The 12329-nt window shown below is 58.5% G+C and carries 19 protein-coding genes; 13 read left to right on the plus strand and 6 right to left on the minus strand.

Annotated features, from left to right (window positions below; all coding sequences use genetic code 11):
- Positions 1-9: 9 nt before the first annotated feature.
- Both B7L68_RS04440 and B7L68_RS04445 read right to left on the minus strand, forming a co-directional pair.
- Positions 10-216: a hypothetical protein gene (locus B7L68_RS04440; protein ID WP_081246483.1), complete on the minus strand. Its 207-nt coding sequence runs from the start codon at positions 214-216 to the stop codon at positions 10-12.
- Positions 188-625, minus strand: coding sequence for an RNA-binding domain-containing protein (locus B7L68_RS04445; RefSeq protein ID WP_081246484.1), 438 nt, complete (start codon positions 623-625; stop codon positions 188-190). Before B7L68_RS04445 ends, B7L68_RS04440 begins: the two co-directional genes overlap by 29 nt.
- Before the next feature lie 48 nt (positions 626-673).
- On the opposite strand from B7L68_RS04445, the gene psmA reads away from it, so the two are divergent.
- On the plus strand, positions 674-1393 hold the full coding sequence (gene psmA, locus B7L68_RS04450) for an archaeal proteasome endopeptidase complex subunit alpha (protein ID WP_081246485.1): 720 nt from the start codon (positions 674-676) through the stop codon (positions 1391-1393).
- On the opposite strand, the gene B7L68_RS04455 is transcribed toward psmA, so the two are convergent.
- Positions 1383-1709: a hypothetical protein gene (locus B7L68_RS04455; protein WP_081246486.1), complete on the minus strand. Its 327-nt coding sequence runs from the start codon at positions 1707-1709 to the stop codon at positions 1383-1385. The genes psmA and B7L68_RS04455 overlap by 11 nt on opposite strands.
- 81 nt (positions 1710-1790) lie before the next feature.
- Between B7L68_RS04455 and B7L68_RS04460 the strand changes: the two genes are divergently transcribed.
- The 11 genes from B7L68_RS04460 to B7L68_RS04510 all read left to right on the plus strand — a co-directional run bounded on the left by B7L68_RS04460 (position 1791) and on the right by B7L68_RS04510 (position 8887).
- Positions 1791-2486 carry a ribosome assembly factor SBDS gene (locus tag B7L68_RS04460; RefSeq protein ID WP_081246487.1) on the plus strand — a complete coding sequence of 232 codons (696 nt, stop codon included), beginning with the start codon at positions 1791-1793 and terminating at the stop codon, positions 2484-2486.
- On the plus strand, positions 2486-3193 hold the full coding sequence (gene rrp4 / locus B7L68_RS04465) for an exosome complex RNA-binding protein Rrp4 (RefSeq protein WP_081246488.1): 708 nt from the start codon (positions 2486-2488) through the stop codon (positions 3191-3193). The genes B7L68_RS04460 and rrp4 overlap by 1 nt, the downstream gene beginning before the upstream one ends.
- A complete protein-coding gene (rrp41, locus tag B7L68_RS04470; RefSeq protein WP_081246489.1) occupies positions 3190-3927 on the plus strand; it encodes an exosome complex exonuclease Rrp41 in 738 nt (245 codons plus the stop codon). The genes rrp4 and rrp41 overlap by 4 nt, the downstream gene beginning before the upstream one ends.
- Entirely contained in the window at positions 3927-4748 is an 822-nt protein-coding gene (gene rrp42, locus B7L68_RS04475) for an exosome complex protein Rrp42 (RefSeq protein WP_081246490.1), read from the plus strand. Before rrp41 ends, rrp42 begins: the two co-directional genes overlap by 1 nt.
- 366 nt (positions 4749-5114) lie before the next feature.
- The gene (locus B7L68_RS04480) at positions 5115-5933 is read left to right on the plus strand and encodes a spherulation-specific family 4 protein (protein WP_081246491.1); all 819 of its coding nucleotides are present in this window, start codon (positions 5115-5117) and stop codon (positions 5931-5933) included.
- A gap of 124 nt (positions 5934-6057) precedes the next feature.
- Positions 6058-6372, plus strand: coding sequence for a 50S ribosomal protein L37ae (locus B7L68_RS04485; protein ID WP_081246492.1), 315 nt, complete (start codon positions 6058-6060; stop codon positions 6370-6372).
- Entirely contained in the window at positions 6342-6920 is a 579-nt protein-coding gene (locus tag B7L68_RS04490; RefSeq protein WP_081246493.1) for a Brix domain-containing protein, read from the plus strand. Before B7L68_RS04485 ends, B7L68_RS04490 begins: the two co-directional genes overlap by 31 nt.
- The gene (locus tag B7L68_RS04495) at positions 6913-7134 is read left to right on the plus strand and encodes a KEOPS complex subunit Pcc1 (protein ID WP_081246494.1); all 222 of its coding nucleotides are present in this window, start codon (positions 6913-6915) and stop codon (positions 7132-7134) included. Before B7L68_RS04490 ends, B7L68_RS04495 begins: the two co-directional genes overlap by 8 nt.
- A 197-nt stretch (positions 7135-7331) precedes the next feature.
- On the plus strand, positions 7332-7727 hold the full coding sequence (locus B7L68_RS04500) for a prefoldin subunit beta (RefSeq protein WP_081246495.1): 396 nt from the start codon (positions 7332-7334) through the stop codon (positions 7725-7727).
- Positions 7681-8019 carry a hypothetical protein gene (locus B7L68_RS04505; RefSeq protein WP_238136324.1) on the plus strand — a complete coding sequence of 113 codons (339 nt, stop codon included), beginning with the start codon at positions 7681-7683 and terminating at the stop codon, positions 8017-8019. Before B7L68_RS04500 ends, B7L68_RS04505 begins: the two co-directional genes overlap by 47 nt.
- Entirely contained in the window at positions 7976-8887 is a 912-nt protein-coding gene (locus tag B7L68_RS04510) for a bifunctional oligoribonuclease/PAP phosphatase NrnA (RefSeq protein WP_081246496.1), read from the plus strand. The genes B7L68_RS04505 and B7L68_RS04510 overlap by 44 nt, the downstream gene beginning before the upstream one ends.
- On the opposite strand, the gene B7L68_RS04515 is transcribed toward B7L68_RS04510, so the two are convergent.
- On the minus strand, positions 8880-9419 hold the full coding sequence (locus B7L68_RS04515) for a hypothetical protein (RefSeq protein WP_081246497.1): 540 nt from the start codon (positions 9417-9419) through the stop codon (positions 8880-8882). The two genes, B7L68_RS04510 and B7L68_RS04515, sit on opposite strands and share 8 nt — an antisense overlap.
- A gap of 30 nt (positions 9420-9449) precedes the next feature.
- Here B7L68_RS04515 and B7L68_RS04520 point away from each other — a divergent pair, with 30 nt between their 5' ends.
- The gene (locus tag B7L68_RS04520) at positions 9450-9614 is read left to right on the plus strand and encodes a metal-binding protein (RefSeq protein ID WP_238136325.1); all 165 of its coding nucleotides are present in this window, start codon (positions 9450-9452) and stop codon (positions 9612-9614) included.
- Here the strand turns inward: B7L68_RS04520 and B7L68_RS04525 are convergent.
- Both B7L68_RS04525 and B7L68_RS04530 read right to left on the minus strand, forming a co-directional pair.
- Positions 9611-11452, minus strand: a complete 1842-nt coding sequence (locus B7L68_RS04525) for a hypothetical protein (protein WP_081246499.1) — start codon at positions 11450-11452, stop codon at positions 9611-9613. The genes B7L68_RS04520 and B7L68_RS04525 overlap by 4 nt on opposite strands.
- The gene (locus B7L68_RS04530; RefSeq protein ID WP_081246500.1) at positions 11443-12207 is read right to left on the minus strand and encodes an ABC transporter ATP-binding protein; all 765 of its coding nucleotides are present in this window, start codon (positions 12205-12207) and stop codon (positions 11443-11445) included. The genes B7L68_RS04525 and B7L68_RS04530 overlap by 10 nt, the downstream gene beginning before the upstream one ends.
- Positions 12208-12329 lie beyond the last annotated feature (122 nt).

The following is a 12329-nucleotide window of genomic DNA, read 5'->3' on the forward strand; positions in this document are numbered from 1 at the left end:
TTACGTGTACTATACGTATACCTTCAGCTCCTGCAAGATCTTTATAACCTTCTGGAGCTCCTTGATCTCCTTCTGGGCTATCTTGAGGGCCTCCTCGACCACATCGCGCGAGGGCCCTCCCACGTTGAACTCATACGCGACGTAGTTCAGGACGGCCCTAGCCCCCAAGCCCTCCACGTCCTTCAGGCTATTCCTGACGATTTCGGCGGGATCCACGTAGCTTCCTCAGCTCCTCTATTAAGCTATTCGCCGACGCCTGCGGTATTCTGATCTCCACATGTATCACGTCGTCGCCGCTGTCGAGCCGCAGAATGCCGCGCAGAGCCTTCTGTTTATTCAATCTAATAAATAACTTGTTTTTATATATAGTTAATTCATTTAATAAAATCTCAAAATCTAAATCATCTATTAATTTAATTATATTGGCAAAAATCTCCGAGGCGCGGCAGCCCTCGGCCTCTGCGTACAGCGCAGTTATGGCGTTGCCGTAATACCCCGCTATCCGGTCCATACGCACCTCGCCGGGCACGACGTTCCTCAAGGCCTTGGCCACCTTGCCGCAGTCCTCGGTGGAGTGGCAGTAGGCAGTCGCCCTTATCAGCCTGACGGGACAAGGCCTCTGCACGGCCGTAGCCGCATGCTAATATTTAAATTGGAGAAAGAGAGGGCCTTCATGTTCCCGCCCTCAATGGCAGGCTACGACAGAGCCATAACCATATTCTCGCCCGAGGGGAAGCTCTACCAGGTGGAGTACGCGGGCGAGGCGGTGAAGAGGGGCTGGCCGACGGTCGGCGTCAAGTGCTCCTCCGGAGTCGTGCTGGCCGCCGAGAAGAGGAAGATATCAGCGTTGTTCGACCCCACGTCCCTGGAGAAGATATATATCGTGGACGACCACGTGGCCATATCGCCGTCGGGCCTGCTGGCCGACGCAAGGGTGCTCGTCGACTACGCCAGATCGGTTGCGTTGACGCACAGATTCCTCTACGACGAGCCCATAGACGTCGAGGTGTTGACCAAAGACATATGCAACTTAAAGCAGCAGTACACCCAGTTCGGGGGCGCTAGGCCCTTCGGCGTGGCCCTGTTGGTCGCCGGCATCGACAGGCAGGGCCCCAAGCTCTTCCAGACCGATCCAGGCGGCGTATACCTCGGCTACTACGCCACGGCGATAGGGGCCGAATCCACAGCTATAGTCGAGTTCCTCGAGAAAAACTACAGCCAGGAGATGGATACGCCTCAGTGCGTCGAGCTGGCGCTGAGGGCCCTCAGCACAGCCATGGAGTCCATTGACGTCGACAGGATAGAGGTCGCATACGGCGACGTCAAGAGCAAGGCCATGAGGAAGATGTCCAAGGAGGAGCTCGCGCCCATTCTGGCCAGGATCAAGAAGTAGTAGCCCTCCGGGCGCAGAGCTCGGCTATAATCAACATCTGCTTCACGAGCTCGCCGGGCGTCACGCCTCTGGATATGCACCTAGCCACGTCTATAATGGCCTCGAGCCCCCCTCCCCCCTCCTTCCCACATATCTTCACCAGCTCCGTCTCTACACAGATGCCTCTAGATGCGCCGAGGCCGTCGGCCAGACACTCCAGGGAGACAGGACCCTCTATCTCGCACGGCACGTAGTAGCCTCCCTCGCCTCTGTATTTGGTGTAGGCCATGTCGCACTCCATATGTACGGCGCCTCTATCGGCCACGTAGACGCTCACGGCCCCTCGACCGCATCGCTATTTAAGCCTGAACAGCCCAGTCTCGATAAATTTTATTTCCCATGTTTTATAGGTGCTCGTATGACGAAGGTTGCCATAGCGAAGTTGGATCGGGCTGGCGAACACTTCGAGATCCTGGTCGATCCCGACGCCGCGTTGGAGCTCAAGATGGGGAAGTCCATAGGCTTGGACAAGGTGTTGGTCCACGAAGAGATCTACAAGGACGCCCGCAAGGGCCTTAGGGCCTCTGAGCAGGCGTTGAGGAAGGCGTTTGGGACGACAGACGTCCACAAGGTGGCGGAGGCCATCATCAGGGAGGGGGAGATACCGATAACCGCCGAACAGAGGCGCAAGATGGTTGAGGACAAGAGAAGGCAGGTTGTCGAGTGGATATCGCGCAACTGCATCGATGTGAGGACCAAGACCCCCGTGCCGCCCCAGAGGGTGGAGAACGCCTTGGAGCAGGTGCGCGCCGCCATAGATCTCTTCAAGCCGGTGGAGGAGCAGATAAACTATATACTGAAGGACCTCCAGAGGGTCCTTCCCATAAAGGTCGCCACGGTCAGAATAGCGCTGAGCGTGTCCTCGCAGTACGCCCAGAAGGTGAAGGGCTTTGTGGGCAAGTCGGCGAAGATAGTCAACGAGAAGTTCAGAAGCGACGGGTCTTGGGAGGCCATCGTCGAGGCGCCCGCCGGTCTTCAAGACATGATAATAGGAAGAGTCAACGATATAACTCATGGAGAGGGCGACGTGAAAATATTGGAGATAGTATACTGATGAAGTACGTATCCCCTAGACAGGTAATATTTCCCGGCGATCCGGTGGCCACCTCAGACGAGAGCGTGGAGGGCGCCGTGTATATCGACGAGGGGAAGTACAGAGCTTCGTCCATAGGCTTGGTCGAGTTCAGAGACAACAAGATAGTGGTGGTGCCTCTAGAGGGCTCCTACAGGCCCAAGCCAGGCGACGTGGTGATCGGCTACGTCACCGACGTCCTGGCGTCGGGCTGGGAGGTCGACGTGAGGGCGCCGCTGGCCGCGTGGCTGCCGGTAAACGAGGCCACGGCCAAATACATAGACCTGGAAAAGACCAGCTTGACAAGCCTCCTCAACGTGGGCGACGCGGTGATAGCCGCGGTGAAAGACGTGGATCTGACCGACGAGTTCCCCGTGATGTTGACGCTCAGAGAGGGGGAGAGGCTGGGCAAGATAGAGAGCGGGCTGGTCGTCGAGCTCTCGCCGGTTAAGGTGCCGCGCGTGATAGGGAAGAAGGGCACCATGATATCAACGATCTCGGAGCTGGGCTGCGACGTGATAGTGGGCCAGAACGGGAGGATCTGGGCCAAATGCCCGGGGCCCGAGGCCGAGCTCGCGTTGTTGCAGGTGATAGAGAAAATAGACAGGGAGAGCCACGTCGCCGGTCTCACCGACAGAGTGAGGGCGTTAATTGAAAGATATAAAGGTGGGGGCTCGGCTAGGCCATGAAACAACCGCCTGTGCCTCTGCTGGTAGAGGGCAGAAGGGCCGACGGGAGGGCGCCGGACCAGATGCGCGACGTGAGGATCTCCGTCGGCGTTATCTCCAACGCAGACGGCTCCGCCATGGTGTCCTACGGCAACACCACCGCCGTGGCCGCCGTCTACGGCCCGCGCGAGATGCACCCCAGACATCTGAGCTTGCCGGATAAGGCCGTCATGAGGGTCAGGTACCACATGGCGCCGTTCAGCACCAAGGATGAGCGTAAGAACCCGGCGCCGTCGCGTCGCGAGATCGAGATAAGCAAGGTCTTGAGGGAGGCCCTTGAGCCCGCCATATTCCTTGAGCAGTTCCCGCGTTCCCGTATAGACGTATTCGTCGAGATAGTCCAGGCGGACGGATCCACGCGGGTGGCCTCGCTGACCGCGGCGTCTCTCGCGCTTGCGGATGCCGGGGTGCCCATGAGGGATTTGGTGATAGGCGTGTCCGTCGGCCTGGTCAACGGCGTCGTCGTGCTGGACCTAAACGGGCTGGAGGACAACTACGGCGAGGGCGACATGCCTGTGGGCTATATGCCGAACCTGGGCAGGATAACCCTCCTGCAGCTCGACGGCGCATGGAGCAGGGATAGATTCGCCGAGGCCGTAAAGCTCGCCGTAAAGGGCGCCGAGTACGTCTACGGCAAGGCCCGCGAGGCGCTTAAGGCCAAATACTTCGAGATAGCCGAGGAGGTGGCGAAATAATGGCGTCCATATCCCCCTACGGAAAGCGCTTCATCTCGTACATAAGGCAGAGCCAGATAAGGAGGCTCGTGGGGTCCGGCGTCAGGATAGACGGGAGGACGCCCCACCAGCTGAGGGACGTGTCCATCAGGACCAACGTGGTCAATACCGCGGATGGGTCGGCCGAGGCGCTGTTGGGGAAGACCAGAGTGGTGGCGGGAGTCAAGGTGGGCCTGGGCCAGCCGTTCCCGGACACGCCCGACGAGGGCGTGTTGATAGTGAACGCCGAGATTCTGCCGCATGCCTCCCCCTACAGCGAGATAGGGCCTCCGGACGAGACGGCCATAGAGCTCGCCCGCGTGGTGGACCGCGGCATACGCCACAGCGGCTTCGTGGACTTCAAGAAGCTGGCGATAGACCAGAACAAGGTCTACGTGCTCTGGGTAGATCTCTACGTCCTGAACGACGACGGCAATCTGGTCGACGCGGCGAATCTCGCCGCCCTGGCGGCTCTACGGTCCACCATGTTGCCGTCGGCCGTCAAGGACGAGGCGGGGGTTAAGCTGGATCGGAACAACAAGACGGCGCTTCCGTCCGACCTCTCCAAGGCGCCGATAGCGGTTTCGATAGGTAAGATAGATTCCCGCATTATAGTGGATCCCAACCTCGAGGAGGAGCTCTCGCTGGATGGACGGATAACCATAACCATAGCTCAGGACTCCATCGTATCCATGCAGAAGACAGCCGGCTATTTCACCGAGCAGGAGCTCTGGCAGGCCGTGGACCTCGCCTACTCGATCAGGGACAAGCTCAGGGATGTTCTGCTGAAGAGCCTGGTCTGAGGCATCCCCTCTTCATCTCCGGCCAGGCGATGGGACTCGGGAACCCTCCCGGGCGGGGGCCCCAGCCGGTCGGGGCTCCCTCTTCGTCGTGAGGCATTTGGACGGGCTCTCCGGCCCGTGCGGCGAGCGGCCGGCCCTCGGCCGGCGGAGTCTCTCCATGGTGATACGTTACGTCTCTCCGTACGATGATCTGTTGCGCCGTCCATAGAGATCGGCGTGTGATTCCAAATGGCCGATAGGCCAATTTAAAATATCGATTTTATTATAAGGCCAGTGGGCACATACCCAATTATGTGCAACAACGCTTGGAGGCGTGGTGCCAGCCTCATAGCAACAAAGACTTATAGATAGGTTGCTTCGGCGGCCGTGAGAGGTCTGTGGGTGGTGTTAGTTGCGGCGGCTTTGGCCACCGTGGCGGCCTTGACGGCCGTGGTAGCTGCGCAGAGGGCCTTAGTATACATTGTGCCGCTGTATTCCTACCCGTGTTGCGGCTACGAGCAGGAATGGGGGAAGTTGCTCAACCTCCACACAGACAAGGAGGTGTGGGTGGTGGTCAACGTGGACGACGGGCCCGGCTCTTCGGTGGACTCCACATACGTCTCTGTCATCAGCGGGCTTAAGCAGAGGGGCTTCAAGGTGCTGGGTTACATATACAGCTCCTACGGAAGGAGAAGCCTGGAGACGGTATACTCAGAGATGGACAGGTGGATAAGGTTCTACAACGTAGACGGCTTCTTCATAGACGAGGTGTCCACGAGCCTGGAGACCTATAGCTACTACTCTTCGATATACAGCAGAGCCAAGAGCCTTGGCAAATACGTCGTGCTGAACCCCGGCACCAACATAGACCCGAGGTTCTTCAACATTGCGGATAAGATAGTGGTGTTCGAGTCGCCTCTGGAGGAGTACGTAAACTTCAGCTACCTGGACTACTCCTCTGCGGCGCCCGACAGGGTGTGTACAATTGTTCTAAACACGCCGCCGGACAAGGTGGACTACGTCGTACAGAAGGCCGTCGCAAACGGCAGCAGGTGCGTCTACGTACACGACAGAGCCGACAAGTGGCAAACTGGCGACTCGGCCTACTTCTACCTGAGCCCCTATTTGAGTTGGCTCTCACTCCCGTTTTTGTTAATACAGATATGCGTCGACGAGCAGGTCGGCCGGGGCCGTCGCGGGGCGTAGGACGCGGGCCTGGCGGCGTGCCCTAGGCGCATGGCCACGCCGAACACGGCGCCGAGGGTTGTCCCAGTCTGAAGGGCCGCTACCGCGCTGGCGAAATTTTATATAGCCCAGATCATTGTGGCGCATGCCGTTTAGCCACACCAAGGTGGTGGGGCCTGCCGGGAGGTACGGCGCCCGGTACGGCATGGGCATCAGGAGGAAGATAACCGCCGTTGAGGTCAAGCAGAGGGGCCTCCACCGCTGTCCCAACTGCAGGTCGCTGGTGAGGCTGAGGCGGCTCGCCTTCGGCATCTGGCAATGCCCCAAATGCGGCTTCACCTTCGCGGGCGGCGCCTGGATCCCGCAGACCATACTCGGCAGAACTCTGACGCCCGAGGAGCTTAAACAAGTGGAGATACAGAAAGCCAGATGGAGGGGGGCCTCGCAGGAGCCCAGCTAGCGGCGAAAATACTGGCGACCACCTCCAGATTCTACTCGAAAAAAATCAACGAATTCCTCAACGAGCTCTCGACCGCGTTGCCCGGCGTGGAGAAGATAGTCAGGGGGAAGCGGTCGTATCGGGCTCTGCTGGAGGAGGCCGTCGCCAGGCGCGCCGACTATATCGCGCTAGTCAGATCCCGACGGGGCAACCCCGCCTCCCTGGAGTTCATAGACGTGGCGAGGCGCCGCTGGCTCCCCTACTCCATCCCCATATCCGGCGTGAAGATGCGGGAGGATCTCCAGGTATATGTGGCCAGAAAGCCCAAGGCCCGGCGCGCGGCCATCGTCGACTACACGGCGAGCGAGCTGGCGGACGTGTTCCTGGAGATCTTCAGATACCCTCTGTTTTACTCGATAGATCTGGAGGAGGTCAGAGGCCGCTACGACACGCTGCTCTTAATCAGGGGGAAGCCGGGGGGCTACTCCCTGGAGCTTATCGACGGAAGGGATCTGGGGCCGCGGGGCCTTGTTATTAAAGTTAAGGGAATAAAGATTAAATATGTATAAAATATCTGTTAAAATTAAAAAAGATAAAATTGTCGAAGAAACCTTTAAATCATTGGAAAAAGAGGTGGTATTCCGTAGAGGAAAGATCAAGGTATTTGTCGAGGGGGATTGGCTCGAGGTGGTGGGATATGCGGCGGACGTCGCCAGCGCCAGGAGTCTGGCCAACACGATCCTGAGGGCCCTCTACGTGATCGAGGGCGTGGAGGAGCTCTAGCGGGCGTGATACGGGCGGCGGCCATGCCTACGGCGACCGCGAAAGCCCCGCCCTAGGGCTGTCCCAGATGCCTGGAGGGCCCAATGCGCCCGACCCCCGCCCTAGGGGGCAGGCCTTCCGTCCTTTGCAGGGAGCCGCATGGGGCCGATAATTGAATGTTATGGGAAAAGTATTAAAGGGGGGCCGACCTCATCCATATGGCTCAACTCCCGCCGTCGCTTCAGGACTTGGTGAATAGGCTCCAGCAGGCGCAGAGCCAGCTGCAGAGCGTCTTGCTGAGAAAGCAGAACTACGAGGCGGAGCTGCGGGACGTGGAGAAGGCTATGGGCGAGATAGAGAAGTTGCCGCAGGACGCCAAGATCTACAAGTCTGTGGGGAACTTCCTGCTTCAGACCAGCAGGGACGTTGCGCTTCAAGAGCTGAAGGAAAGGAAGGAGCTCCTCGAGCTCCACATAAAGACGCTCTCGAGGCAGGAGTCCATGTTGAGGGAGCAGCTGGACAAACTGCGGGACGACATTAATAAGGAGCTGGCGCGGATTAGGGGAGGTGGAGAGAAGCAACAAACAGGCGCGGCCGCAAAGGGAGGAGGTTGACGTAGCCGAGCTCATCTCCGAGGTGGTGTACGAGTACATATCTAGGGAGCTTGGCGAGGACTTTCTGGAGGCCGAGATCGAGGTGGCGTTCGACGGCCGCTCCGTGGAGGTGTCGGTGGACGCCGGCGCGAGCGCCCTCGTCGAGGAGGAGAGGCTGAGGGAGGTCGTCGATAGGGCAGCGGAGCTCGGAGTAGCGGTCGCGGATTTAATAAAGGAGGGGAAGATACAGCCCGGCGGAGACAGGAGACATGTACTTAAAGAGGCTCTTAGGCGTATTGGGGGATCGGCGTAGGATCGCCGTAGTTACCCACAGACATGCGGATCTCGACGCCTTAGGCTGCGCCCTGGTGCTCCGCGACGTCCTGGAGGGCCTGGGCCGCGAGCCCGTCGTGGTGTGTCCCGACGGCGTGGCCAAGGACGCGAGGCCCTACGCCAGATGTTCCGAGGAGATGCCGACCGACGCGGAGATGGCGATACTGGTCGACGTGGCCTCTCTGGCGCAGGTCCCCCCTGTGGACATACCGCTGGCGGTCTTCGACCACCATGCGGTCGGCGACGCGTTGCCCGGCGTAAGGGAGGAGAGGCCCAGCTGTAGCGAGATGGCGCTGGAGCTGGCGCTGGAGGCCGGCGTGAAGCCGAGGCGGGAGTCGTTAATAGCGGCGGCTCTGGGCATCTACGCGGATACGGCTAGGCTGTCGAGAGCGGACGGGAGGACTCTGGCCGCCATCTCCGCCGCGATCTCGGAGATAGGCCCGCTTGAGAGGTATATAGCCCAGCAGGAGGAGGATCGGGCCCTCAAGATGGCTAAGGCGAAGGCGCTGGCGCGCCTCGCGGTATACGAGACCAAGGTGGGGATAGTCTGCGCCACGCATGTGGACGCCTACGAGTCCGACGTAGCCGCCATGCTGGTCTCCGCCGGATGCGACGTGGCCATCGCGGCGTCCCGCCACGGCGGCGAGGTGAGGCTCGTGTATAGATCCCATAGGGTCGACGTCGGCGAGGTGGCGGCGAGGATGGGCGAGCTTCTGGGAGGGAGCGGGGGAGGCCATAGGGGCGCGTCGGTGACCACCGTCAAGATGAGGGCGACGAAGGCCGATCTGCCGGCGCTGTTGATGCAGGCGGTCCGCGCCCTGGATCCCGACCCGAGACCGCTCAGGTGAGCTCTATCCTCAAGATCCTGAGCCCGCACGAGGGGCAGCCCATCACGACGTAGCTGACCAGCGACCTATATTTCGCCGAGAAGACCCTCTCGGACGCGTATATCCGCATCCGCGCCTTGGCGCAATTGGGACACAGATCGCCGTCGCCCAGACCCCGGCCTATCTTAAACGGCCTGAAGGCCATGGCGCGCCCGACGGCCTCCTCCAAGCCCTCCTCGGCGTCCGCCGCGTTGACGCCGATAAGCTTGACGCCGAGATCTCTCCCGTACCACCTGTTGATCCTGTCGGCGACGCTCTGGAGCTCGTCTATCACGAGGTAGGGCCTGTAGGCCACCACCACAAGGGCGTCGGAATTGAACAGCTTCAGGTAGTCGGCCAGCTCCAGCGGATCTGCGTCGAATATGTGGCTCTTCTCCGGGCACCAGAACGATACATAGAGGTCGCCGAGAGCCGCATATACGAGGTCGGACTTGCGCTCCACTATCCTGAACCCCCTGCCGGCCACATACTCCTCTACCTTCTGGCAGCTCACAAGGCTTTAATCCCCTCCGGATTTAAAGCCATGCGCTGCCCCATGTACAGACCCACCGCCGACGGGCCCCGGTGCATATTGATCCCCCCCGAGGAGTGGCGTATGAGCAGAGCGCAGCTGGAGAAGTACTGCAACAACGGGGGGTCCGGATGCTCCATATACGCCCGGTATATGTCCGTCAAGGGCAAGTCCTAGCGCCTCAGTTTTAGGTAGGCCGTCGAGAAGGCCGCCAGGATCCCCGCGATGGCCGCAACTAGCGCAGGGGATGCGTTGTCCGACCTGCGGGCCGTGGTGGTGGAGGTGGTCAGGCTGAGGGCGAAGGAGGTCGGGTTGACCGCCGTGGGCAGCGTCAGAGTGAATTCATATCTCACCAGCCCTGTTCCATATATTTTTTTATATGTTTCGGCAATAGAACTAAAATATTTATATCTTTCTATTGTCTTTGTAATATTATATCTATAGTTAGATACTATGGAGCTCACCAGGCCGAGGTAGGGGAGCTCTCCCTCCAACGCCGTGGAGAGGGCCTTGATCTGGCTTGCGCCGTGCCTCAAGGAGTCCGAGGCCGAGATCAGGTAGGACACGCCGTTGTTGATAGGCGCCGTGAGCCGGCCTATCTGGCTCGCCGCCGCGGATAGATTGCCGGCTATGCCCGCCAGAGACCTAGACGCGTTTATTATTATCGGCGGCACCTCGTTCAACATGGCTGTGGCGTTCTGCCTGGTGGCCGCCGCCGTTTGGTTCAACACGCCCTCCACCTGGCCCAGCTGGCCGCCGATAGACGCCAGGGTGCCTCTTGTCGCGGAGACTATGCCGATAAGGGCGCCCACGGAGGCCTCGGCGGAATTCACCGCGGACCGCAGGCCCTGGATCAGACCTATCGCGTAGTCCAGCTCCCGACTAAGCTCCCTTGTCGCGTTTTCTACCAACGTATTGTTCGAATTTATCTCATTTATTTTTTGTTTTATATCAATAAGATTCAAATATATTCTATTAATAGAATATTCGGTGTTTTGTAGATTGGAATAAATAACATATAGATTTCCCTCTATGGAGTCGAGGGCCTGCACGGAGGTCGAGAGGGAGCTCTCGTAGGCTCTTATCGCCATCGCCTGGGTCTCCAACGCGTTCGAAAGCGTGGTTAGGTACGCATATTCGTACTGCACGAGCAGGAGCGATCTATTTAGGGTGGACGCCACGCCGAGAAGAGACGCCGACATGGCGTCCAGTTGCGAGTTGAGGGCCTTTACGGCGTATTGCGATGCGTTCAAGCCTCTGGCCCCTTCCCTAAACGCGGCGGAGCTCAGATTCAGTACATAGACTAAGTTATTTAGATTATTGGTAACATTATATATTAAATCATTAAATATATTAACAGCATATGTTAAATTATTTAAATAATTATATGTATTATTTAATATATTTATTGAGCTGTTGGCCTGCTCTATATATCCGCCGAGATCTATGTCCGATATTATCTCAACGGAGGGGAGATCGACGGCGCCGAAATCGCCGAAGTTCGCAACCCTATAGGAGATCGAGAACGCCCTCTCGTTGCTGACCAGGAAGGTCCACTGGTATACGGTCGCGCCCCCTATGTTCTCAACCCCGGAGGGCGGCGTATCGCTTATTATCTCGACGCCGGACGGCCTCTGAACCAAGACTGTCACAGGTACGCCGAAAGGCATATAGTTTTTTATTATAAAGTTTATTTTAATTAATGTATTGTTTGAACAATATAATATATTGTTTATAAATGATGCATTAATATATGTTACATTATAGAAGATAACCAAAGGAGGAGGGTAGGATCCATTAACCGAGGCGTAGATGACCGAGGCGCTGAAGGGAGGCACAACGCGGCCCAAGTACTCCATGGGCTTCGAGGAGTTGTTGACGACGAAGTACTGATATTGATATGTAGTGGATATAGCGCCGCTATACGCGGCGCTTGTAGATATTATCAAAGTGGGCTCTATGGCCCACGCCACGGAGGCCAGCATGAGCAACGGCAGGGCTTTAGCTATCTCCACGTGGAGTCTATTGCTCTTATCTTTTCATATATCTCTTTTGCCCTCTCCAAGTCGATCCTTATCTCGCCTTTGGGGATCTCGCCGTCCACCACGTATCCGCCTCTAACCGTGTAGACCTTGTCGGCTATCGCCGCGACGTCGGGATCGTGCGTGGCTATGATGACGGTGGTCCTCCACGCCTTGTTTAGGGCCAGGATCAGGCTGAGTATGGCGGAGGCGCTCTCCAGATCGACGTTGGAGGTGGGCTCGTCGAGGATCAAAAGCTCGGGGCTGTTGGCCAGAGCGCGCGCCAGCGCCGCGCGTTGTTGCATGCCTCCCGACAGCTGGATGGGGTACCTCTCGGCGGAGTCCTCAAGCCCCACCAGCCTCAGCAGAAGTTTTGCCTTGGCCTTGGCCAGATCTCTCGGCATGCCCGCGGCAAGCATGGGCAACATCACGTTCTGCAGCGCCGTGAGGTACGGAACCAGGTTGTAGGACTGGAATAGATAGCCTATCTTTAGGAGCCTGAACCGCTCCAGCCTCCTCTCGTCGAGGTTCGTCACGTCGGTCCCCAGGACCACGACGGTCCCGCTGGTCGGCCTGTCCAAGGTCGACATTATGTTCAGCAGAGTGGTCTTGCCGGAGCCCGAGGGGCCTATGAGGACCGTCGCCGTGGCGCTCGGTATTTTGAGCGTCACGCCCCTCAACGCGTGCACCTCGCCGGCGGCCGTTCTGTATATCTTGTGGACGCCCTCCAGATATACCGCCTCGCTCATCTCAATATCTCCAGAGGCCTCAGCGTCACGGCTCTATACACAGGCATGAGGGCGCCCGCCAGAGCCACCAGGAGGGATAGGACGACGCCCAGCGCGAATATGGACGGGATGAACGGTACAGG

The organism is Thermoproteus sp. CP80 (assembly GCF_002077075.2).
Classification (GTDB): Archaea; Thermoproteota; Thermoprotei; order Thermoproteales; family Thermoproteaceae; genus Thermoproteus.

Bases quoted from the DNA above. Each gene is read 5' to 3' on its own strand.
- B7L68_RS04495 (WP_081246494.1), top strand. From the start codon at position 6,913: ATGTATAAAATATCTGTTAAAATTAAAAAAGATAAAATTGTCGAAGAA.
- B7L68_RS04530 (WP_081246500.1), bottom strand. From the start codon at position 12,207: ATGAGCGAGGCGGTATATCTGGAGGGCGTCCACAAGATATACAGAACG.
- rrp4 (WP_081246488.1), top strand. From the start codon at position 2,486: ATGAAGTACGTATCCCCTAGACAGGTAATATTTCCCGGCGATCCGGTG.
- psmA (WP_081246485.1), top strand. From the start codon at position 674: ATGTTCCCGCCCTCAATGGCAGGCTACGACAGAGCCATAACCATATTC.
- B7L68_RS04510 (WP_081246496.1), top strand. From the start codon at position 7,976: ATGTACTTAAAGAGGCTCTTAGGCGTATTGGGGGATCGGCGTAGGATC.
- rrp41 (WP_081246489.1), top strand. From the start codon at position 3,190: ATGAAACAACCGCCTGTGCCTCTGCTGGTAGAGGGCAGAAGGGCCGAC.
- B7L68_RS04500 (WP_081246495.1), top strand. From the start codon at position 7,332: ATGGCTCAACTCCCGCCGTCGCTTCAGGACTTGGTGAATAGGCTCCAG.
- rrp42 (WP_081246490.1), top strand. From the start codon at position 3,927: ATGGCGTCCATATCCCCCTACGGAAAGCGCTTCATCTCGTACATAAGG.
- B7L68_RS04520 (WP_238136325.1), top strand. From the start codon at position 9,450: ATGCGCTGCCCCATGTACAGACCCACCGCCGACGGGCCCCGGTGCATA.
- B7L68_RS04490 (WP_081246493.1), top strand. From the start codon at position 6,342: ATGGAGGGGGGCCTCGCAGGAGCCCAGCTAGCGGCGAAAATACTGGCG.
- B7L68_RS04485 (WP_081246492.1), top strand. From the start codon at position 6,058: ATGCCGTTTAGCCACACCAAGGTGGTGGGGCCTGCCGGGAGGTACGGC.
- B7L68_RS04460 (WP_081246487.1), top strand. From the start codon at position 1,791: ATGACGAAGGTTGCCATAGCGAAGTTGGATCGGGCTGGCGAACACTTC.